Origin of the sequence: Psychrobacter sp. UBA3480 (genome assembly GCF_002377945.1) — a bacterium.
Classification (GTDB): domain Bacteria; phylum Pseudomonadota; class Gammaproteobacteria; order Pseudomonadales; family Moraxellaceae; genus Psychrobacter.
In genome coordinates this window covers 21,547-44,577 of the sequence record NZ_DFQV01000001.1, presented here as the reverse complement: position 1 = coordinate 44,577, position 23,031 = coordinate 21,547, and the positions used below count along the sequence as shown (strand labels likewise).

Genomic DNA, 23,031 nt, shown 5'->3' with positions numbered 1-23,031 from the left:
GCAATCTCTATCTATAATATACTAAATGTTAATTTATGTAAGTATTTTTACTGTAAATTACGATAGATAAAATTGAGTATATTACCAGCGGTGCTTGCCCCAGTTTTCAGGGTTAGCCCAGTAATCAGCATTGAGCCAATTCGGCAGTTGTTTGTAGTCATATAGATTAAATTGCCAAAGCGTCGCAGTAACGGTTGATGAGTTAATAGATTGAATGTCATCAATATTTAGAGATGGCTCATTCAATATATCAAATGGCGTAAAGCCGTAAGGTTTTAGGTCTATCGAGCTGTCCAATGCAATAAGCAAGTGCGCGGCATACAGGTCACGGTAGCGCATGAGTAGCGGTACATAATGCTGAGTTAGCTCTTCTGACAAGGTGGGTAGCCAAAAGCAAGCAAGCTCATAACGATCAGGTACATGCTGTTTAGCAAGATCTGATAACGTTGATAAGTGTCGTGCGTTCAGCTTCGATTCAGTGTTCTCATTAGTAGATGTAGTATCGTCAAGTTGTGCTTGTAGTGCTAATAAATCCGCATGGTTATGTATTACCCATAATGCTTCACTATTATCTTTGCTATGCTCAGGTGACAGTTCTGTCTGAGTCGTCAATGAAGGTAGTAGCGCGTCAACATACTCTATAAGTAAAGGTAGGGTAATGTCTGCGCGTTTCACCGTATTTTTTGTCATATAATAAGCCGTTAGTTAAATGATTGGTCATCAGTACGACTATTAAATCATTTTCAACAACATTATCCAATTGATAACGTATGTTTCATATTTAAATCATCTTGAACCGACGATATCTTACTTTACATACTTGAAATTTGGCGATTTAGGTCAATCTAGCTATAAGCTTAACAAGAAAACCAATTTAGTAATAAAAATTAGCTTAATCATTGCAAAGCTTTGTCTATGTGCTTAGTTTACTAAGTGCTTAGCTGGTGTAGTTAGCCTGAAGGCAAAGTCTTTATTTGCACTAGAGTCTTCTGTAAATAGCGAAATGATATTACTCATTCCCAGTAAAAATAACTTATAACCAAATCACTGATAATAATAGGACACCATATGTCTACTGCTGAAACTGATGCACAAATCATCAATCCTGAAATGCCAGATGTGCCGCCCCATGCGCCAAGTAAGATTAACTTAAAAGACTATACCAAACCAAGTTTTGATGTCGATACGGTACATTTAGATATCAAACTGTTTGGAGACTACGCGCAGGTAGACAGTACGCTTGAGATGGTACGTCAAACGGCAGGGGATATTGTCTTATTTGGTGAGTCGTTAGAGTTGCTAACGATTACGATGAACGGTAAGGCACTGACCACTGAGGATTATCAGCAGGAAACAGGTAAGCTGACGATTTATAATGCCCCTGAGCGAGCTACTTTAGATATTCAGGTGCGTATCTGCCCACAGACCAATACGGCGCTTGAAGGTTTATATATGGCGGGCAGTGGCGACGACACGATGTTTGTGACTCAGTGCGAGCCAGAAGGTTTCCGTAAGATTACTTTTTATCCTGATCGCCCTGATGTGTTGGCGATATTTACCACGCGACTTGAAGCAGATAAGCGCTATCCGACGTTGTTGGCCAATGGTAACTTAGTCGAAGCAGGCGAAGTGGCCGATGCACCAGACCGCCATTATGCCATCTGGCACGATCCAACCAATAAGCCAAGCTATCTATTTGCCTGTGTGGTAGCCGATTTAGATGTATTGACAGATTCTTATACGACTAGCGAAGGTCGAGAAGTATTGCTTGAGTTGTATGCCAAGTCTGCTGATATCGATAAATGTGATGTCGGTATGCAAGCCCTAAAAGATGCGATGAAATGGGATGAGGTCAATTACGGGCGAGCCTACGATCTAGATCGCTATATGATTGTGGCGGTCAGCCAATTCAATATGGGTGCAATGGAAAATAAAGGTTTGAATATTTTTAACACCGCTTGTGTGTTATCTAGCCCTGAGACGACCACCGATGCTCGTAGTTTTAGCGTAAAAGCCATTATCGCTCATGAGTATTTTCATAATTGGACAGGCAATCGTATTACTTGCCGTGATTGGTTCCAGCTGTGTTTGAAAGAAGGCTTTACCGTTTACCGTGATCAGTCATTCTCAGCAGACCAACAGTCAAGCGCGGTACAGCGTATTGATGACGTAGCGACCTTGCGTGCCCATCAATTCAGCGAAGATGCAGGTCCATTAGCGCACCCAGTACGTCCTGAGAGCTTCGTTGAGATTAATAATTTTTATACAACGACTGTCTATGAGAAAGGCGCTGAAATTGTGCGTATGATTGCCAATACGTTAGGGCCAGATGATTTCCGCAAAGGAACAGATGAGTATTTCCGTCGCTATGATGGACAAGCGGTAACAGTTGAGGACTTTTTATCAGCGCTGAGTATCACTGATGACAAAATCGAGAATTTCATTGATTGGTATCGTCAGCCTGGTACGCCAGTGGTATCGGGTTCTCAAACCTATGATAGCGCAGCACAGACGCTGACTATTACTTTGAATCAGCAAACACGCCATGTCAAAGGCTTTGATGCACCAAAACCATTGCCGATACCTGTAGCAACCGCATTGTTTGATAAAGACTCAGGCGCTATCGTCGCTGAGCGTATGTTATTGCTTGACGAGGCGACGCAAACCTTTGTCTTTGAAAATGTTGCGAGCGAGCCTGTTGTGTCATTACTGCGCGATTTTAGTGCGCCAGTACAGCTTAACTATGACTACCAAGATGCAGACTTAGCATTTTTGCTTAAGCACGAAACCAATGGATTTAACCGCTGGCAAGTTACTCAAATGCTGGTAAATCGTATTTTGCTGCAAGGACAAGGTACGAAGAGCAGCCCTGATGTATACCTAGAAGCATTGGCGCAAACGTTGCCTGTCTTAGCGGCTGACGATGCGATGCTAGCGGCACGGTTGCTTGATATTCCATCAGCGCAAGAGTTGGCTTCTGCTATTTCTAAAGACTACGATCCAGCGCTGGTTAAAGAGCAGCGCGATGGGCTATACAAGCAAGTTGCTGATAAGTTAAAAGATCAATGGGCTGAGCTGTACAATAACTTGCCAATGCAGTCTTATGAGGATAGCGCTGAAGCTCGAGGCATTCGTGCGCTGCGTAATGTCGTACTCGATATGGCATTGACTGCCAATGTGGATGATGCAGCAGACTGGGCACAGCAGCAGTATGATAATGCGAGCTGTATGACTGAGCGCTTTGGTGCATTGAAGGCCATGGTCAATCATCAGCTGGTAGATGCAGATAAGTACTTAGCAGACTTCTATGATCGTTTCCAAGCAAATGATCTGGTTGTCGATTTGTGGTTCAGTGTACAAGCTGCCGCTGACGATGTGACGCCTGATATGGTTAAGTCGCTACTGACGCATACGGACTTTGATTGGAATACCCCTAACCGTGTCCGTTCAGTTATCAGTGCTTTTAGCTCACAACCGACGGTACTCTGGACGGCAGAAGGTCTAGAGATGTATACAGGCGTGATTCAAAAATTAGATGATGCCAATCCTGTGTTAGCCTCACGCTTACTGCAAGTACTCGCCCGCTGGAATACGTTGGCTGAGCCTCGTCGTCAAATGGCGCACGAGCAGCTGATAGATTTACAAAAGAATGTCTCATCTAAGCATGTGCTCGAAAGCTTAGAGAGTGTACTAGGTGCTGCAAATAGTTAATTGAGAGCAGTGCAATATTGGTTAAGATACAGTATCAATTTTAGAGAAGCACTAATATCAAGATAAGGCTAGCTCTGACCAATCAGTTAGATACGTATCGTTGATGGTCATTGCTAACCAAGTTTTAAAATACAGTATTTCTTATAAAACGTTCAGAAATAAAAAGCCCCTTTCGTATTAGTACGAAAGGGGCTTTTTATTGCTTGCTCGACGATAAATTATCGCGGATAGCGATTAGCGATTTGGTAGCACCTTTTTTACCATATCACGTAAGTCACGTAATGCTGTGACGGTGCTATCCCAATCTAGGCAACCATCGGTGATCGATTTGCCGTACTCAAGCTGGCTTAAATCAGCAGTCAATTTTTGATTGCCGCCTTTTAAGTGACTCTCGATCATCATACCGATAATCGATTTATTGCCATTTTGAATTTGTTCGGCAACGTTTTTGATAACCATCGGTTGTAGGTAAGGGTCTTTACCTGAGTTAGCATGACTTGAGTCAATCATAATCTTGCTATTGGTTTTGCCTTTTGCTAGTTCATTTTCAACTTGGGCTACCGCAGTTTCATCATAGTTAGGTTTACCGTTACCACCACGAAGTACCACGTGCGCGTAAGGATTACCTTTAGATTTGATGATAGAGACTTTACCATCTGACGATAGACCTAAGAAACTATGACCTTCTTTAACCGCTTGCATGGCATTTACAGCAACTGTCATACCACCATCAGTACCGTTCTTAAAGCCAACTGGGCATGATAAACCAGAGCTCATTTCGCGATGCGTTTGGCTCTCAGTGGTACGTGCACCAATGGCTGACCAGCTGATTAGATCCTGGATGTACTGCGGCGTATTTGGATCAAGTGCTTCGGTCGCGCAAGGTAGACCTTTTTCATTCAAATCAAGTAGCAATTTACGAGCCGTGCGCAAGCCTTTTTCTATATCAAAGCTGTCATTCATGTCAGGGTCGTTGATCATGCCTTTCCAGCCAACCGTCGTACGAGGTTTTTCGAAATAAACACGCATGACCACAAATACACTGTCTTCGATTTCTTTTGCCAATACGGCTAAACGATCGGCATATTCGTGAGCGGCTTTGATATCGTGAATAGAGCAAGGGCCAATGACCACAAACAAACGCTTGTCTTTACCATCCAAGATATCTTGAATAGTATTACGACCTTTTAGTACGGTGTTATACGCGTCGTCTGACAGAGGCAGCTCGGCTTTTAGCTCGGCGGGAGTAATCAAAGGAATAAATTTTTCAATATTCACGTCGTCAATATCTGCATTATGGGTAACTGATGTTGTCATGGTTATATATCGTCTAGCTGATTTATAGGAACATTCATTATGCGGACAAAAGTGTTGGTTGACAAGGGTAGTCGAGCAGTTAATTGACTGATAACTGGAATGAGAAAACTAAAACTTAGTTATACTTATAGAGACTTAGCATGATATTTGACGTTCTAAATGCACGTTTAGCATTTGGTTTTTCTATCTATTAATAAGAGTTGGTTGAGTTTTTGGTGCATAACGCTCAGATTTTATGTGTGAATTTCGCTATTTGTATCATCGTCAAGTATGATAGCAACATCAGCGATGGGTGGCCCAAACTGTGTCATTAAAACAGTACGGATGAGTGCGCACATTATCCGTGAGGTCGTATCGCTGATTTATTACGTTATATTTTATAATAACGGTTTATTTTATTTTGTGTATTTCTAATATCGAGAGCTTGTCATGACAGATTCTGCTACGTCTCATCACCATACTGACCTCATTCATCAAGCCGAGACGGATTCTCAAGTACCAAATATAAATGCTACGCCGCTAGTGATAGGCATCGTCGCAGGTGAGGTATCTGGTGACAGCTTAGGCGCAGATTTTATGCGGCAAATGAATAATCTACGTGATGATATTGTCTGGGTAGGCGTAGGCGGTACAAAGATGCAAGCGCAAGGGCTACAGAGTATTTTTCCGTTGGAGCGCTTGGCAGTAATGGGCCTAGTAGAAGTCATGTCGCAGCTACCAGATTTGCTCAAAGCGCGCCGCGAGCTACTGAGCGCATTTAAGGCTGCCAATATTGATTGGTTCGTCGGTATTGATGCGCCTGACTTTAATTTGCGAGTATCCAAAAAACTAAAGCCCCAAGGCGTATTCTGTGTGCAGTACGTCAGTCCTTCTATTTGGGCGTGGCGTGAGTCACGTATCCATAATATTAAAGCGGCGACCAATTTGGTGCTATGTCTATTCCCGTTTGAGTTGCCAGTTTATGAGCGACATAACCATCCAGCGATCTGTGTGGGTCATCCATTACTACGAACCATTGATCAGAATCTGATCGATACGCCAATCAACCAACGTCGCAGTGAGCTCGTTTGGGACAACGATGGGTTGCAGCAGTTTTTTATTGAACGCTTCGATGATGTAAGTCAGCTTATTTGTGTAATGCCAGGTTCTAGGCGCGGTGAAATTACAGCTATTCTGCCATTGATGCTTGATGGTATCCAAAAGTTAATCCTGTTAGATCCTAAGCTATGCTTTATCATTCCAACGGTCGATCAAAACCATCAATATATAGTACAAGAAGTGATCGACCAACGCTCAGAACAGCTACGTGAAGCAATTGTGGTGGTTTACGATGATACCCAGCCAGAATTTAGCCAACATGCCATGGCGGCATCAGATATCGTGATGCTGGCATCTGGGACAGCAACGCTGGAGGCAATGCTGCTTGAACGGCCGATGGTAGTAGTCTATCAATTAAATCAGCTGACTTACCAAATTGCCAAGCGTCTGGTAAAAGTACCATATGTGGCATTGCCTAATATATTGGCTAATGCACCGATTGTACCTGAGCTGATTCAAGAGCAAGCAAGCGGTGACAATATATGCCGTACCGTGATGCGATTGCTGCAACCACGCGCTTATGCCGAGCAATTACACGACTTACTAGTGACAAAGCAGTCGCTACAACAGCAAAGTAACCATGAGCCTTCAAACAGCGTGATTGAACAGTGGTTTATCCAAAATACCGATACTATTAATCCTAATTAAACGAGAAAGACCTCCTAATATTATGCATATCAACCAACATACAGAAAGCTCAGTTCAAATAATTGATATTAATATCGAGCATATTGATGTCAAAGGAAAATATATTCAGTTAGCAGCGCCCATACACTTATATGGGAACATGAATACCGCTGAACTGCTCACTCAATATCTGTCTAATGATAACCAAGATGCAGCGCAATCAATGCTACAAATCGGCGTTGATGAAGCAGGACGTGGGCCATTACTAGGTAGTGTCAATGTGGCGGCGGCAATATTACCTGCGACTTGGTCAGGTTTGATTGAGGAACAACCGCTTAAAGACACGCCGTTGTCGATACTGACAGACTCCAAACAACTGAGTGAAAAAAAGCGCGATATCCTTTATCCATTGGTTCAGCAGCATGCTATCGGTTATATCATCGCTGATATACCAGCAGCAGTGATCGACCAGGTGAATATCTTGCAAGCAACGATGCTTGGCATGCGCTTATGTACTGAATCATTGCTAGAAGTGATTTTTAAAAAATTCTCGACCACTAGAAATGATAAAAGCACGTCGCTCGATCAATTAAAAATAGAAGTACTGTTTGATGGAAATCGTTGTCCTGATTTGAACTATGATAGCTTTAAAAAGTTAGAGGTGGCGCCATCTGCGATTGATTGTCAAGCATGGGTAAAAGGCGATGCGCGTCATACTAGTATTGCAGCGGCCAGTATATTAGCAAAAGTAAGTCGTGATGAATCGATGTATACACTGGATGCTCAATATCCGGAATATGGTATTGCCAAACACAAAGGCTATCCGACGCGCGCGCACATGGAAGCAATCGAAAAATATGGTGTCTTGCCAACGCATAGACGTAGTTTTGCACCAGTAAGAAAAGCGTTAGAAATACAGTAGCTATGAAAAAGTGACTGTATAGCGGAGACAAAAGAATCGTACTTTATAGATGATATCTTTGCCTCGAAAATAGCTTAAGCATAATGTTGATTTATAGACCTAAAAAGAAACCTGTTACTTGCAATCAGCGAGTAGCAGGTTTTTTACAAAATAATGAGCAAAAGTTCATAACTTGTAATACAATAGACATTATATTGAAATAAAACACTGTTAAATCAATCACTGACTACCCTGTAACTGATTTTTATTCTCATTGCTTTTCACAAACAGGTTATTATTTTATAGGATGAGCGATGACTTCTTATACTTCTCAAAAAAATCTTGCGGCAGTGCTATTTTTAACCATATTTCTCAGCGCGTGCGGCGGAGGCGGTGATTCTGACAGCAGTTCTACATCTGCTAATACACCAGATAACTCACAAAGCGATGAAACTGCCGAGCCAACCACGTCAGAACCTATTACTTCTGCTCCGATTATAGCGACGCCTACTAGTCAGGGTGACGAGCCAAGCGATGGTATTCCTAACGCTGGTGGTAATGGGTCAGCCGTTAATAATGTACAAGCAGCATTAAGTGCGAATAATCAGTTCAGTTTAGCAAGAACCAGCTGTGGTCTAAATGGTTTATCTGTTGATACAGAATTAGACGATATTGCTATTCAACATGCAAATTATATTAAATATGTATTTGCCAATAGCTCGCCAACCAGCTTTAACGCGCATTTCGAAAACGAAATTAGCGATATTGCTAGTGTGACAGGTTCTCACAATCCTTTTTTCAGTGGATTAGATCTGGCAGATCGATTGATCAATGCGGACTATGGCAACTCGCAATATGGTGTCACTGAAAACATTGCCCAGTCTGTCTATTACAGTTCGGCAGGAAATTTTTTGAGTACAGAAGCCGTGGCAAGCTCTATGGCAAAGTCGTTGTTGTCAGCGCCTTATCATCTACGCTCTTTAATGTTGCCAACTTCAGGCGTAGTAGGAACAGGGATGGTTACCTATACGCCTAGTGGTAAAAATGCTGCTAACAATAAAGGCTATGTTTTGGTAAGCAATGCTGCAGGGACAAAAACCACGACAAATAAAACGCTTGAAGGTGTTTTTACGTACCCATGTCAAGATGTGACGGGGACAGTCACTGCACTTTATAACGAAACCCCAAATCCAGTCAGAGGCTCTGGGCGCAATTTGCGTACTGATCCTATCGGACAGCCGGTTTATATCAACATGCCATCCGCTGATAAAGTTAAAGTGAGTAACGTTAAATTCCGAGATGTGCAGCGTAATATAGATTTGCCGATTCAACTGCTTGATTCTGACAATGATCCGTACAAAGGTACGAATTATGCATTGCCAGCGAATGAAGCATTTATTTTGCCATTAACGGATGCGCTGAAAAGCTGTGAATCAGGTAGTAATAAAGGTGGTAATTGTGGACTTTATGGTAATAGCGAATATAAGGTCAGCTTTGATATTTTGGTTGACGATAAAACATTAGAGCAGCAGTCATTTACGTTTACTACTGGTAAGGTAAATTACTAATAATCATTTAATACGCTCTAAATATTGATCGTAAAAAAGAAGGTCTGAACCAGTGATATGATTCAGACCTTCTTTTTATGTAATAATTTTTTGTGTAATAACTTTAATTATCTTCGTACAATACTAGGAATGTGGCCTAAAACGATGAATTAGGCTGTTTTAAAAAGTTCTTTTCATCTTCGGTTGAGTCGCGATTTAGTACCTCGTTGCGATGTGGATATCGCCCGAATTGATCGATGATTTGTTTGTGACGATGTTCAAAGTCCAATGTGTTTGCATCATCTAGTTGTTCAAATAGCGGTAGATAACGCTTATGAATCATGGCCGACTCAGAGTGCATAAACGGTATGATAATAAATCTACGCCATTGCATCGGTAGAGTATCAAAATAAGGCTGTTGAATGGCTTCTTGGGCGAGTGCTAATGCCATACCATCTTGCGCAAATGCACTTGCTTGTCCGCGACATAAATTGCGTGAAAACTGATCCAGCACAATAATTTCTGCCAAGCGTCCTGCCAACGCCGTTATCGAGCTATTACCATCCAATGAAGACTCTGCGATACGCCAAGTGACACATTCACCTTGTTTCGCTGCTTCCCAAATGCCGCCAAACTTATCTTGTATCTGCTTATCAAAACGATCGTTTTGTTCAAACCAGTAAGCTTCATTGTTTTTATCAAACCAAAAATCCAACACGGCACGCGCATCAGGATCTAGATAAGTCAAATCTATGTTTTTCGGATCCAATTGTGATGAATGGTATCGACTGGCTGAGCTGGAATAATCGGTTGAGAGTGCCATAAGATATTCTAATTATGATGAATTTAGTCTACTATAGCGCAAATATTTATATCTGTCTGTCAAGATACCAACAGCAGAGTGTCTATTAGGTAATCTATTATGAATGCAAAAAATCTAGAGAATTCTATCAACGCGACATTGCCACCAACACCATACTACGTGCTTGATGAAGCGGCTATCGTTGCCAATATGAAAATCATCGCTAGGCTATGTGAGCTGTCTGGTGCAAAAGCATTATTAGCACTAAAATGCTTCGCCACATGGGGGGTCTTTGATGTGATGCAGCCTTATCTGCATGGCACGACTTCATCTTCACTTAACGAAGTCAGATTGGGCTATGAAACCTTTGGCAATAACGATGATGCCAGTAACAGCGACAAAAAAGAAACGCACGCTTATAGCGTCGCCTATAGTGCAGATGAAATCCCTGAAGTATTGAACTATGCGGATAAAATAATCTTTAACTCAATCTCACAGCTCAACGCTTTTAAAGCGCGAGCCGCCGCGCAAAATATACCTGTAGGTCTACGACTCAACCCTAAGACCAGCAACTCATCATTTTTGATTGCTGATCCTGCGCGTCCATTTAGCCGTCTTGGCGAGCACGATAAAGATAAAATCGCAGCAGTACTTGGCGATATCACTGGCGTCATGATTCATAACAATTGTGAAAATGACAGTTTTGAAGCCTTTAGCGAAAGCTTGGCTGATATCGAAGAAAGATTTGGTGATATCTTAGCGCAGCTTGAATGGGTGAGCTTGGGCGGTGGTATCCACTTTATCGCGCCTGATTATCCATTAGAGAAGCTAGCTGCACGTTTGAAAGCCTTTAGCGAAACCTATGGCGTGCAAGTGTATCTTGAGCCAGGTGAAGCAAGCATCCATGGCGCAGGCACGTTGGTGACTACTGTGCTAGATACCATGCATAACGAAAAAAACCTAGCCGTCGTTGATGCTTCGATTGAAGCACATATGCTCGACTTGCTTATCTATCGTGAGTCAGCACCGATTGCTGCGATTAACCATACAGCTACCGATATTGCGCCTATTGGCAATCCTGCAGAAGCTGCACCGTCTGAGGCGAATGCTGAGTCAGCAGACCATACCATTATCTATGGTCGTTCTTGTTTGGCAGGTGATATCTTTGGTGAGTATGCATTACCGAATAATTTGCAGATAGGCGATAAGATTGCCTTTGGTAATGCTGCCGGTTATACGATGGTCAAGAAAAACTGGTTCAATGGGGTCAATATGCCAGCGATAGTGATCCGCCGTTTGGATGGCAGTACTGATATCCAGCGTGAGTTTGACTATGAGGAATATAAAGCCAGCCTATCTTAAGGTTTAGCTTTTAAGACTATGCTATTGTCGGGTTTTTGTATTTTTAATGATTAAAAAACAAAGGCTTAACCTGTATTAGTAGACATTTTAATATCTCCACTTTTTATACATATTTTTTACCGATAAGGGAATAAAAATTGTTATAATCGCGTCGGGCAAATACTAGAGTGGTATCTGCCCGACGGGTGCGTGGGTTTTCCTCGGTCTTCCTTTTTAATTCACGCATATCATTCACTCGTTTCTGTTTTGCATAGCCGCAATCAATGGTATCGACAGGGACACAAAGGAGGATTGTTCATTGAACACAAACCAACAAGCCAAATCTAACAAAAAAGACGTACTGATCATCGGAGCAGGCGGTGTCGCTCAAGTGGTCGCGCATAAATGTGCGATGCACAATGATGTGCTTGGCGAGATCCATATCGCCTCACGTACCAAAGACAAATGCGATGCTATCGCGCAGAGCGTAAAAGAAAAAGACAGCTTTAAGCAAGCTGCGGTCTTGCATACGCATCAGGTCGATGCCATGGACAGCCAAGCACTCGTGCAGCTGATACAAGACACAAAAATACAAATACTTATCAATGTTGGCTCGGCATTTATCAATATGACCGTACTAGAAGCTTGTATTGAAACAGGCACGGCGTATATAGATACGGCTATTCACGAAGATCCACGCAAGATTTGTGAGACGCCGCCTTGGTACAACAACTACGAGTGGCAACGTAAAGAGCGCTGTGCAGACAACAATGTTACGGCCATTTTAGGTGCAGGATTTGATCCCGGTATGGTCAACGCCTACGCGCGTCTTGGCTATGACATGATGGATGCAGGATCTGTGACTGATATCGATATCATTGATATCAATGCGGGCAGCCATGGCAAATACTTTGCGACTAACTTTGACCCAGAGATCAACTTCCGTGAGTTCACCGGTACGGTTTACTCTTGGCAAGACAGCAAGTGGCAGTCTAACAAAATGTTTGAAGTCAAACGTACGGATGACTTGCCAGTTGTGGGTGTGCAAAATAGCTATCTGAGTGGTCATGATGAAGTGCATTCACTGTCAGCCAACTTAGATGTACCAAACATTCGCTTTTGGATGGGCTTTGGTGAGCATTACATCAATGTCTTCACTGTCCTACAGAGCTTAGGATTGCTATCTGAGCAGCCAGTGATGACTGCTGAAGGCCAAGAAGTGGTACCACTGAAAGTTGTTAAAGCAGTACTACCAGATCCAAGCTCGCTTGCACCGAACTATACAGGCAAGACCTGTATCGGTGACAAAGTCAAAGGCAAGATCAATGGCGTTGAGACTGAAGTGTTTATCTATAACGTCTCAGATCATAAAGATGCTTACAATGAAGTTGGTAGCCAAGGTATCTCTTATACCGCAGGCGTGCCACCTGTTGCTGCTGCGATACTGGTCGCTACTGGCGAATGGGATGCAGGCAAAATGGTCAACGTCGAAGAGCTAGATGCCAAGCCATTTATCAATCTACTAAACAAGATTGGTCTGCCAACGCGTATCAAAGATAGCGAAGGTGATAGAGCGCTTGAGTTTGATATTTAGTTAGTCATCATATCTATTCTAAAAGCCCATCTGACTTTAATTGAGTCAGGTGGGTTTTTTATTTTATAAAGGAAAAATAAATTGTCATTATTTATTTATACAGAATAAATTATCAAACGATAATGATTTTCAATATCATCTATATTAAAAATAGGGGCTGTAGTAGATAAGGATTAAATATCACACCATTTTCTCAAGGTTTTCAGCTGATTAGATGGTGAGCCATAGTTGAATCTAAACTCGCACTCTTTTAAAAACAAATGGAAGTTCTTCTTATTAATCCCATTATACTTTCTGAGTGTTCGTTTGGACTGATTCCAGAAGTTCTCAATGCCATTGATGTGATTGTTCTTACCGCAAATGAACTCTATAGAGTGATTGACTCTGAAATGTTTAAACTCACTCACATCTAATGCATTGTAACTTCGATAGCTATCCGTATAAACAAAGCTGTCAGGCTTGATTTTACGCTTAATAACAGGCATTAGGGTAGTCTGTTTGGTGTCTGCTACGACAATGGTATAAACCTTACCGTTTCGTTTTAGAATACCAAATACAGCGGTTTTACCAGCTGCCCCGCGACCTCTTTTGCCTTTGCGTACACCGCCAAAGTAACTTTCATCTAATTCGACCTCACCATCAAAAAGCTCATCAGCTTCTAATGAGAGATGGTAATCTATCACAAGTCTTATTTTATGATAAAAAAGTGCAGCAGTATTAGGCTGAATATCAAGCAAATCTGCGGCTGTTCTAGCAGTCACTTCAGCCGTAAAAAACTCTAACAGCCTTCGCTGTGCTTTTTTACTTAGTTTACAACGGGTTATCTTCATAAAAGTAGTCTAGCATAGTGCTTATCTACTACAGCCCCTAAAAATAAGGTAGTATTTCACTTTTGTATCATTCGCTAGACATTCTGTAAAGGTAGAAATTAGATGTTTGTCAGTGAGTAAATGAGGGAGTAGTGAATGAGATACATACGATTTCTTCCTAAGAAGAAATGGGCCATAGCAGGCTTTACCTTTTTATTATATTCGGCGTCATTTCCTGCATTTGGTTCGGAGGCAACGATGCTAACGATTGAAAGTCCCTTGAAAGGCGATTTAAATCATTCCAACAGGGAAAACGCTGATATCAAGCCACAGCATAAGTCATTAGATTTTAGCGTTCCTTGCGATACAGGCGATTATCTAACCGGATATGTTGAGAGTGATAGAAGTATGATGACGCTAGATGTTATCGATGCCACAGGAAAAGTATCGCGCCGTTTGATTGATAATAAAAGTGGCAAACAACACTTCTATTCAGTAGCCGAAAACTGTGCAGAGACCTGGCGACTGTCTGGCTCAGGTGCTTATCAGATAGTGCTCGAACAACGTGTTAGTTTAGCAGAGCAAGATTTAAAAGGTTCTTTAGGAAATTCTCTAGACAGTTCTGACACGTTACTCAGCCCCAGAGTATCGGCATTACTTGAGTCATTGCAGAAAGGGCAGAGTACAGATCGCTTTTGGGCGGAAGTGGAAGTATTAGGTACACCGCTGATTGAAGACACAGCTTTGGGCACTGTGATGACGTTTTTAGCGCGAGGAGACTATCGCAATGTCAAGTTAATGGGTGGCCCGTCCACCAATCATGATGCATTGCAACGATTGGTAGACTCTGATACATGGTACAAAAGCTTTATTGTGCCAAACAACACGCACTTATCCTATCAGATTGCTCCCAATACCCCTGAGCCACCTCTGTCTGAGTTTGCTCGTAGAGTCGCCATAAAAGCCGTGGCTCAAGCCGATCCTTATAATCACCATTCATGGCCACGTTCAGCCACTGATAAGTACACAACCAAATCTACTATTACGTTAAAAGACGCACCAAATAGGCGTTGGATAAAAAGACAGGCAGAGGTTCCCAAAGGAGAGTTGTCTACCTTTAAATTTACCAATAGTACATTGGACAATACTCGCGATATCACCATTTACTCCCCAACTGTTAATAACAACAAGGAGAATAGTAAAGATGATGCGGTGCTGTTATATATCTTTGATGCGGAAGCCTATATTGATACGGTTGGATTGCCCACGATTTTAGATAATTTGATTGCAGAAGGTAAGGTTCCACCAGTGACAGCGGTGTTTATTAGCAATCCTGATAATGATGCCCGTGCACGTGAATTACCTGCCAACCCAATGTTTGCAGATGTATTGGCCAATGAGTTAGTACCACAAATAAATAAACGATTGCCAGTAGCGATACCAACGGATAGAACGGTCATTGCAGGGTCAAGTTATGGCGGTTTAGCAGCGACGACTATCGCACTACGTCACCCCGACATATTTGGCAATGTTATCTCTATGTCTGGGTCTTACTGGTGGCATCCAAAAGATCAGACAGCAGAAGATAAACACTTCGTAGCGTCTGAGGTAATAAAAATGGATAAGGCACCCGTTCGTTTCTTTTTGAGCGCAGGCGTGTTTGAAACGGCTCGTGGTAAAAGTGGTAGCAACGGTATATTGGGAACCAATCGTCATCTGCGAGACGTTTTATTGGCAAAAAGGTACGATACACATTATCAAGAGTATGCTGCAGGACATGATTACTTTGCTTGGCGAGGAATCATAGGAGATGGTTTGGTATCGCTTTTTCCGTCTAAGGAAAAGAAGTAATATCTCTTTTATTTAAACTAGCGCTAATGTTTAGCCTTTTACTACTAAATAAAATGATAGTGACTGAGTATTCATACTCTAACTTCTAATTTTCTATATAAAGTATTTTTTTAAAACCAACCTGCTAACAAGTAGCAAGTTGGTTTTAAATCGATTGTCATTAATTAGGATTATATTCTCTCAACGCCGCAATACGGTCATCAAGCGTTGGGTGTGAACGGAATAGGTTGGCAATACTAAAGCCTTGCGTTTGTCCTGATGAGATCGCAAATGCTTTCATACTCTCAGGCATTTGATCTGGTCGCTGTGCAGAAGGACGAAGCGCATCAAGCGCACTAATCATTTTTTCGCAGCTGGCCAATTTTGCACCCATTTGATCCGCACGGAATTCACGTAAGCGTGAGAACCACATCACGATGGCAGATGCCAAAAATCCAAGTAAGATATCCATTACGATACTCGTAATAAAGTAACCAATACCTGGGCGGTCACTGGTATTTTTAAACACAGTACGATCAACGAAACTGCCTACAATACGTGCAAAGAACATTACAAAGGCATTTACGACCCCTTGAATGAGGGCAAGGGTTACCATATCACCGTTAGCCACATGACCAATCTCATGCGCCAGTACCGCTTCGACTTCATCTTGATTCATATTTTGTAGTAGACCAGACGAAACCGCTACCAGTGCTTTATTTTTATTCCAACCAGTCGCAAAGGCATTTGGCTGCGAATTATTAAAAATACCAACCTCAGGCATACCGATATTTACGGCTCGTGCTTGTTTGGCGACTGTATCAACTAACCATTGCTCAGTAGCGGTGCGTGGCGATTCTATGACTACCGTACCAGTGGATCTTTTAGCCATCCACTTCGATATAAATAGCGACACCATCGAGCCGACCATACCGTAGATACCACACATAACGGCAAGGCTAATGTAGTTGAGACCACCTGCGCTGTGCACACCACCGATTCCAAAAAACCTCGATAAAATACCAAACACAATGCTAAATACCACAATCACTGCCAAGTTGGTTAATAAAAATAATCCAATACGCATCATGATGCTAACTTCCTATTTACAATGTCGGTATGGCCTCGATAAACGGTCATCTAAGAGGTTTGTTTGTTATGATAGATTTTACTGGGGTTTTGTGTGTCATACTATTTCAATATTGTCAAAATGCTAAAATAATCATGTTGTCCCAGCTATAGCGAGAATTTTTGAGAGAATTAGCGAGCTAGGTATATTAGCTCGTTGCCAAGACTGGTTAGCTACAGTACAACATCACTGAAACTATTGCCTATCGATCTAAGTATTAAGTTTTGGTCAGATTTTCTTATTTCGATTTCTCCAAAGATAATAATGACCAAGATTAATCTTTAAAAATTATAAAAATGAGAACATCCCATGCGACTAGAAATAAACATTATTGATGCCTTTACGGATACTTTGTTCAAAGGCAATTCCGCTGCAGTTATTGTCACAGATGAATGGTTAGCTGATGCTTTGATGCAGTCTATCGCGTCTGAAAATAATTTGTCTGAAACGGCTTTTATCGTTCCTGATGATAAAGGTGTTTATCATATTCGTTGGTTTTCACCATTGACCGAAATTGACTTCTGTGGTCATGCGACCTTAGCCTCTGCTTACGTGCTGTTTAAGAAAAACCCGAACGTAAAGGTTATTCAATTTTCAGCCAAAGCAGTTGGTATACTTACCATTGTCCAAACAGAATCAGGCAAGATACAAATGGACTTCCCCAATACAGTGCCTAAAAAAATTGATGAGATTCCTGATAGCTTATTGGCAGGTCTATCCATTGCTCCTGTTGAGGTATATCGTAATGCTCAAGCATATTTTGTCATCTATGATTCTGAATCTGATGTATTGAATGTTGTGCGTGATAATGAGACATTAAAGCAGCTAGCACCTTATGATGTGGTGGTAACTTGTCAGGCAACCTCAGAAAGTTATCAGAATTACGATTTTGTCTCTAGATACTTTTGGCCAGAAAATGGCGGTGACGAAGACCCCGTGACTGGTTCGATTCATACTGGGCTTGCACCTTTATGGGCAGAGCGTTTAGGTAAAAATGAATTAGTCGCTTATCAAGCATCTAGTCGAGGCGGCGTGCTTGACTGTACCGTAGCAGGGGATAGAGTGCTTATTTCTGGCAATGCCGTACCATATCTGACTGGATTTATCACCGTTGAGGAGTAGATACGTTTGACAGAACTGAAGACCGTTGGACTGTTTGCGCTGACCGCATTGGCTGAGATTGCAGGGTGTTATTTGCCTTATCTATGGCTGCGAGAGGGTAGGTCAATCTGGCTGCTGATACCTGGCGCGCTGAGTTTGGTCGCTTTTGTTTGGCTGCTGTCGTTACATCCGACCGCTGCAGGTAGGGTTTATGCAGCCTATGGCGGTGTATATATTTTTATGGCAATACTATGGTTATGGGCTGTTGATGGTATTCGTCCGACTTCATGGGACATAATAGGTGCTGTGGTCGCGTTACTTGGCATGGCGATCATTATGTTTGCACCGCGTAGTGCCTAGGGCATGTCTGCAATTCAATCGATGGTCATCTAAATGGGCTAAAAATGGCTAAATTTTGCCAAACCGCGTCAAATAGCGGGTTAATATCTCGATATTATCGACACTATTTTCCTTGTTTGACGGCAATTTATCTCATTTTTATGACCATTTTTAAAATGAAGACGCGCCCTAATTAGCAAATAGCAGATAATAAAAAACGGTTCGTCAAATGATTAGATTTGATGAACCGTTCTATATGATTAGTATCTATATATAAAATTAGTGCTTGCCTAGGATACTGCTACTATTGCCGTCTTTCTTAGCTTGTTTGGCGGCTTTTTTTTCTTTAGCTGTTAAAAGCGGCTTCTTTTTGACGTTCTTTTTACTGTCTTGACCTTTGCTCATGGTAACTCCTTTGTAGATAACGCATACAACCCGTTGAGCCAATTGAGCTGACTTAAAGTAAGTATGGTGACGACTAACATAGTCGCTTATTGAATCGAGTATAGGCTTAAGCGTTAGTAATAGATAGCACTCGCACAATTCGCCTACGATTTATTCCTTTTATTTTCTTTAGCCAAATCATTGTTTTAGCCAAGCCATGCGCCAACTGATTCGTTCAATTAATCATGGTATTCATAAGTGCTTACTTACGGATACATAGCGATTTGCTATAATGGCTAAAAGCCGATGAATAAACGCGGCAAACTCTTATTTATTAACATTTAGCACCATCGTGCTCACTGTTTTGGTCACCCTATTATGCGTATACGTAAACTGTTTAAATTCGAAAATGCTCACATCGTTCGCAACTGTAGCTCTGAGCGTTGCAAACACTCCATTCATGGTCATAGCTATCAGATTGAGCTGATTTTAGAAGCTAATCGTTTAGACCATGGGCAAATGGTTTATGATTTTGGTCTACTAAAATCTTCTATCAAAGATATTATTGATAGCTTTGATCATGCGATTTGTTTTTGGAACAAAGATGATCCTGAGTATATTGCAGCGTGTAAGAAATTTAGTGCACGTTGGATTAGCTTGCCAGTTTCACCATCGGCAGAGCAGTTTTCACGAGTGATATTCTTTTGGGCACAAGAAATACTACGTCAGACACAAATGCAAAACGGCGAAGCAGATGTCAGCGTGTACTCAGTGATTGCCCACGAGACGGCGACAGGGTATGCGCAGTGCTTTGCTGATGATGTTGCAAACGATCAAATGGGTCAGCTAGTCTTAGAAGACTTCGAATTCAGTGAGCAGGTTCGTGCTGAGTGGGCTGACTCTGAGCTGTATGCCAAACTGATTCGCGGTGAAAGCTTTACCAATCCAACTGTGACCATGCAGGTACAGACAGAGCAAGTACAAGCAGGTTCAGTCTAATGTGTGATGGTCAATCTATAGAAAATGAAAAATTCTTAAAGACTTTGATACTCAATTCTGAGCAAGACACTCAATCATTGGCTGAGCAATTAGCGACATTACCACTGACAGGTAGCGTGTGGCTGGCAGGGGACTTGGGCGCTGGAAAGACTACACTAACGCGTTACTGGTTACAAGCGCTTGGTCATACAGGTGCGGTAAAAAGTCCAACTTATACCTTGGTTGAGCCCTACAGTATTCAACGAAAGGATGGTTCGATCAAGCCAGTTTATCATGCAGATTTATATCGTCTGCAAGATCCAGAAGAACTGTCTTTTATTGGATTTGACGAGTATCTCGGTGAGCCTGAAGCATTGGTCATTATCGAATGGGCTAGCCGCGCTGATAGCTATCTTCCACCGCCTACGTTATTCATCGATATGACTCAAAGTGTAAGCGATGATAACGACACTGAAGCTCGCCAAGTGCAGTTGAGGTTGTCAAAGGCAGGTCAAGCGCAGGGTTTAGATCTATCGCAACTTATCATCTAAACGAATATCTAAATTATACCAATCGCTACTTTCCAAAAATATGACATCTATAAATGCCAGATAATCATCCTAATACCCGCATTAAAAAACTATCGCCGTTGCTAATTAATCAATTAGCAGCAGGTGAGGTGGTGACCCGTCCAGCAGCGGTGGTCAAGGAGTTGCTGGAAAATGCCATCGATGCTGGTGCGACTAGTATTGAGGTGCGCATCACTCAAGGCGGTATGGGCCTGATTGAGGTAGTGGATAATGGGGTCGGTATTCATCCTGATGACATGGTTATGGCCATTACCCGACATGCGACCAGTAAGGTTGCTGACGTTGCTAATTTGCATGGTATTACGACGTTGGGTTTTCGCGGTGAAGCGTTAGCGGCGATGGCTGCTGTCTCACGTTTGACCTTAATCAGTAGTCATGATGAGAGCGGTATCGGTCGTCAATTACAGGTCGTTGGTGTATTAGATGACACACCGAAACTGTTACCAGTTGTCCATAACCGCGGTACCACGATTGTCGTAAAAGATTTGTATTTTAACGTGCCTGCCCGCCGTGGCAACCTAAAATCTATTGCCACTGAATTTGGTCATATCGAAACCATCGTCCGAGAGGTTGCACTGGCGCGTGCCGATGTTGCTTTAACACTTTTTCATGACAATAAACAGCGGCTATCATTATCTGCAAGTGCTACGAGTATTAGTGGTAATAATGACAGTCGTTTGCCACTACCGCGGTTGGAACAAGCGACTGGTATGGCATTGATAGATAATGCATTAGCAATATCGATAGATTTGTCGAGTCTGATACAGTCGTCTGTAGAGTATGATAGTAGCAATGCTAATCAAGCAGCGATTAGTGGTTGGTTATGGCCATTGCATTATGAAAAATCTGACTTACCAAAGCTGATTTATGTAAATGGCAGACTGGTAAAAGAAGCGTTAATTAGCAATCAAATACGTCAACTGGCACAAGGTGCGCAGCTAGCAGGTATGGGGTATGCACTGTATTTTGATTTGCCAACGCAATGGTTAAATATCAATGTGCATCCATCTAAACAACGTATCAAAATCAGTCCATTGAATAATATTATGGCGCACTTAGGCCATACAGTTCGTACGCAGTTGAAAACGATCGATGTAACTAAATTTGGGCTTGGAATTGAGTCTGCATCTGAATCTGTACCGAAGCCAGAAGCTGATAGCCAATACATATCTGCGGAACGGGCAAATAATGATGCTTCTTTAAGTCGTTCTTCTGAAGTGCCCATCTCAAGTATTCAGCTTACTAATAACCCAAGGCAGCATAATAAAGTAGAATCTAATAAGCAGTCTTATCAGTCTACTGCAAACCAATTATCTTCAGATAATCCTTCATTGCAAGAGTCATTGCAATCTTATATCAATGAGCGCTCAGACCAAAGTAACAACAGTAACAACAGTAACAACAGTAACAACAGCACTTCATATTATTCTGATGGAGCAGCTACCTCTGCATCTTTACCAATTTGCTTAGATATCATTAACGATGTAGAAACTGTTGGTATTGACTCAAGCACAGATGATAGAAGTCTACCTTGGCTGTTATTTTATCACCAAGGGCAATGTGTACTGATAAGTGCTAAAAATTGGCAGTCTAAAATAAACCAGTTATTTGAGTCACTTACCTCTAGTCAGCAAGTATTCAAAAAAGATAGATTACCAAAAAGTGCTACTGAGTTTAATCAGCAACTTATAACGGTCAATGCGCAAATGTCTGTGCAAGATTCAATGGTTTTCGTGAATGATCTTACTGAAATAATGATGAACAATGCTATCAAGACGATAGATAGCCATCGCTTAGTAAAGCTAATGCTATCCTGAATATCTGAAAATAATTACAACATCTTAAAGCAATTAAACCAATTGATATCTGAGTTATCCATATATTATGAAAGGCCACTTTATGCAACATTCGTCTGATAGCATCTCTCACAAGTTGGCGGATAATAGCGTGGTTTGTCTTATGGCACCAACTGCTAGCGGCAAGACGTCACTGGCGTACGAGCTATACGATACAGGTCGTTTTGAATTAATTTCTGTGGACTCAGCACTGATATATCGTGACATGAATATTGGCACAGCCAAGCCAACAGCGGATGAGCTGGCGCGTTATCCACATCATTTGGTCGATATCATTGATCCTATGCAAAGCTATAGTGTGGCTGAGTTTGTCAGTGACGTTGCCCGCCTCATTGACGAATGTCATAGAAATGGCAAGATACCATTATTAGTAGGCGGCACCATGATGTATTACATGGCGCTACTCGATGGGTTGTCTCCTGTGCCCGATAGCGATGACAGCGTACGGGCGCGCGTAGAGAAGTGGCGTCAAGAGGAAGGTATTAGCGCTCTATATGATTATTTGGGTAGTATAGACCCTATAAGCCATGAGCGTTTGAATGCTACTGATACTCAGCGTATCACGCGAGCAGTGGAAGTCTATCTACAAACAAATATTCCAATAAGTGACTGGCAGCGCAAGCCAAAGCAAGCCCTAGCCCACAACCCAGAGCAGCAGTGGCACGCGCTATCGGTAATGCCAGTTCGTTCATGGCTACATAATCGTATCGAACAACGTCTAGATATCATGTGGAATGAAGGGCTAGTGGCTGAAGTCATAGACTTACTAAAAAAGTATCCGCTCACGCCTAATATGCCTTCGATGCGCTGTGTGGGTTACAGGCAAGTACTAGAATACTTGGTGCATATTGAGCATCCGATATTTGATGAGACTCATCTAGATAAAGCTCAATTTTATGAAGCTTTTGGAAAGCATACAGCTGTCAACGGAGAAAAAGAAATCTCAGATAATGTTGCTCAGTCAGCTACTCAACCAAATATGGCTAACCAAGAGACCGAGGCGCTTGCTTGTCAGGAAATGCAAAATAAGGCATTATATGCTACAAGACAGCTAGCAAAACGTCAGTACACATGGCT

General features: G+C 42.0%; 19 protein-coding genes. 13 read left to right on the top strand and 6 right to left on the bottom strand.

Features of this window, described 5'->3' with window-relative positions; all coding sequences use genetic code 11:
• Nucleotides 1–81 precede the first annotated feature (81 nt).
• Nucleotides 82–690, bottom strand: a complete 609-nt coding sequence (locus B2863_RS00195) for a DUF6231 family protein (protein WP_296206727.1) — start codon at nucleotides 688–690, stop codon at nucleotides 82–84.
• Nucleotides 691–1,110: 420 nt separating this feature from the next.
• Between B2863_RS00195 and pepN the strand changes: the two genes are divergently transcribed.
• Nucleotides 1,111–3,711, top strand: a complete 2,601-nt coding sequence (gene pepN / locus B2863_RS00190) for an aminopeptidase N (RefSeq protein ID WP_296206773.1) — start codon at nucleotides 1,111–1,113, stop codon at nucleotides 3,709–3,711.
• A gap of 234 nt (nucleotides 3,712–3,945) precedes the next feature.
• On the opposite strand, the gene B2863_RS00185 is transcribed toward pepN, so the two are convergent.
• Nucleotides 3,946–5,028 carry a 3-deoxy-7-phosphoheptulonate synthase gene (locus B2863_RS00185; protein ID WP_296206726.1) on the bottom strand — a complete coding sequence of 361 codons (1,083 nt, stop codon included), beginning with the start codon at nucleotides 5,026–5,028 and terminating at the stop codon, nucleotides 3,946–3,948.
• Between the two features lie 429 nt (nucleotides 5,029–5,457).
• Here B2863_RS00185 and lpxB point away from each other — a divergent pair, with 429 nt between their 5' ends.
• From lpxB to B2863_RS00170, 3 genes are all read left to right on the top strand, one after another.
• On the top strand, nucleotides 5,458–6,774 hold the full coding sequence (lpxB, locus tag B2863_RS00180) for a lipid-A-disaccharide synthase (protein WP_296206725.1): 1,317 nt from the start codon (nucleotides 5,458–5,460) through the stop codon (nucleotides 6,772–6,774).
• Between the two features lie 22 nt (nucleotides 6,775–6,796).
• On the top strand, nucleotides 6,797–7,675 hold the full coding sequence (locus B2863_RS00175) for a ribonuclease HII (RefSeq protein WP_296206724.1): 879 nt from the start codon (nucleotides 6,797–6,799) through the stop codon (nucleotides 7,673–7,675).
• Nucleotides 7,676–7,968: 293 nt separating this feature from the next.
• Nucleotides 7,969–9,222 (top strand): CAP domain-containing protein, encoded by a 1,254-nt coding sequence (locus B2863_RS00170; protein ID WP_296206723.1) that lies wholly within the window; start codon nucleotides 7,969–7,971, stop codon nucleotides 9,220–9,222.
• A gap of 136 nt (nucleotides 9,223–9,358) precedes the next feature.
• Here the strand turns inward: B2863_RS00170 and B2863_RS00165 are convergent, their stop codons facing one another.
• Complete coding sequence (locus B2863_RS00165) at nucleotides 9,359–10,024, bottom strand: DUF924 family protein (protein ID WP_296206722.1); 666 nt, start codon at nucleotides 10,022–10,024, stop codon at nucleotides 9,359–9,361.
• A 99-nt stretch (nucleotides 10,025–10,123) separates the two neighbouring features.
• On the opposite strand from B2863_RS00165, the gene B2863_RS00160 reads away from it, so the two are divergent.
• Together B2863_RS00160 and B2863_RS00155 are read left to right on the top strand one after the other, a co-directional pair.
• Nucleotides 10,124–11,365 (top strand): carboxynorspermidine decarboxylase, encoded by a 1,242-nt coding sequence (locus tag B2863_RS00160; RefSeq protein ID WP_296206721.1) that lies wholly within the window; start codon nucleotides 10,124–10,126, stop codon nucleotides 11,363–11,365.
• A gap of 298 nt (nucleotides 11,366–11,663) precedes the next feature.
• Nucleotides 11,664–12,938: a saccharopine dehydrogenase family protein gene (locus tag B2863_RS00155; RefSeq protein ID WP_114700114.1), complete on the top strand. Its 1,275-nt coding sequence runs from the start codon at nucleotides 11,664–11,666 to the stop codon at nucleotides 12,936–12,938.
• Nucleotides 12,939–13,111: 173 nt separating this feature from the next.
• On the opposite strand, the gene B2863_RS00150 is transcribed toward B2863_RS00155, so the two are convergent.
• Nucleotides 13,112–13,768 (bottom strand): IS1595 family transposase, encoded by a 657-nt coding sequence (locus B2863_RS00150; RefSeq protein WP_045455674.1) that lies wholly within the window; start codon nucleotides 13,766–13,768, stop codon nucleotides 13,112–13,114.
• Nucleotides 13,769–13,903: 135 nt separating this feature from the next.
• Between B2863_RS00150 and B2863_RS00145 the strand changes: the two genes are divergently transcribed.
• Nucleotides 13,904–15,598 (top strand): alpha/beta hydrolase-fold protein, encoded by a 1,695-nt coding sequence (locus B2863_RS00145; protein WP_101205046.1) that lies wholly within the window; start codon nucleotides 13,904–13,906, stop codon nucleotides 15,596–15,598.
• A 160-nt stretch (nucleotides 15,599–15,758) separates the two neighbouring features.
• Here B2863_RS00145 and htpX read toward each other — a convergent pair whose 3' ends face one another.
• Nucleotides 15,759–16,667: a protease HtpX gene (gene htpX, locus B2863_RS00140; RefSeq protein ID WP_296206720.1), complete on the bottom strand. Its 909-nt coding sequence runs from the start codon at nucleotides 16,665–16,667 to the stop codon at nucleotides 15,759–15,761.
• Nucleotides 16,668–17,015: 348 nt separating this feature from the next.
• On the opposite strand from htpX, the gene B2863_RS00135 reads away from it, so the two are divergent.
• Nucleotides 17,016–17,828 (top strand): PhzF family phenazine biosynthesis protein, encoded by an 813-nt coding sequence (locus B2863_RS00135; protein WP_296206719.1) that lies wholly within the window; start codon nucleotides 17,016–17,018, stop codon nucleotides 17,826–17,828.
• Nucleotides 17,829–17,834: 6 nt separating this feature from the next.
• Nucleotides 17,835–18,167: a YnfA family protein gene (locus B2863_RS00130; protein ID WP_296206718.1), complete on the top strand. Its 333-nt coding sequence runs from the start codon at nucleotides 17,835–17,837 to the stop codon at nucleotides 18,165–18,167.
• Between the two features lie 258 nt (nucleotides 18,168–18,425).
• Here B2863_RS00130 and B2863_RS00125 read toward each other — a convergent pair whose 3' ends face one another.
• Nucleotides 18,426–18,551 carry a hypothetical protein gene (locus tag B2863_RS00125; RefSeq protein ID WP_296206717.1) on the bottom strand — a complete coding sequence of 42 codons (126 nt, stop codon included), beginning with the start codon at nucleotides 18,549–18,551 and terminating at the stop codon, nucleotides 18,426–18,428.
• A 357-nt stretch (nucleotides 18,552–18,908) separates the two neighbouring features.
• Between B2863_RS00125 and B2863_RS00120 the strand changes: the two genes are divergently transcribed.
• From B2863_RS00120 to miaA, 4 genes are all read left to right on the top strand, one after another.
• On the top strand, nucleotides 18,909–19,529 hold the full coding sequence (locus B2863_RS00120; RefSeq protein WP_296206716.1) for a 6-pyruvoyl trahydropterin synthase family protein: 621 nt from the start codon (nucleotides 18,909–18,911) through the stop codon (nucleotides 19,527–19,529).
• On the top strand, nucleotides 19,529–20,059 hold the full coding sequence (tsaE, locus tag B2863_RS00115; RefSeq protein ID WP_296206715.1) for a tRNA (adenosine(37)-N6)-threonylcarbamoyltransferase complex ATPase subunit type 1 TsaE: 531 nt from the start codon (nucleotides 19,529–19,531) through the stop codon (nucleotides 20,057–20,059). Before B2863_RS00120 ends, tsaE begins: the two co-directional genes overlap by 1 nt.
• Before the next feature lie 53 nt (nucleotides 20,060–20,112).
• Complete coding sequence (gene mutL, locus B2863_RS00110) at nucleotides 20,113–21,915, top strand: DNA mismatch repair endonuclease MutL (protein WP_296206714.1); 1,803 nt, start codon at nucleotides 20,113–20,115, stop codon at nucleotides 21,913–21,915.
• A gap of 82 nt (nucleotides 21,916–21,997) precedes the next feature.
• Nucleotides 21,998–23,031, top strand: a 1,034-nt coding sequence (miaA, locus tag B2863_RS00105; RefSeq protein WP_296206713.1) for a tRNA (adenosine(37)-N6)-dimethylallyltransferase MiaA, incomplete at its 3' end; no start/stop codon positions are given.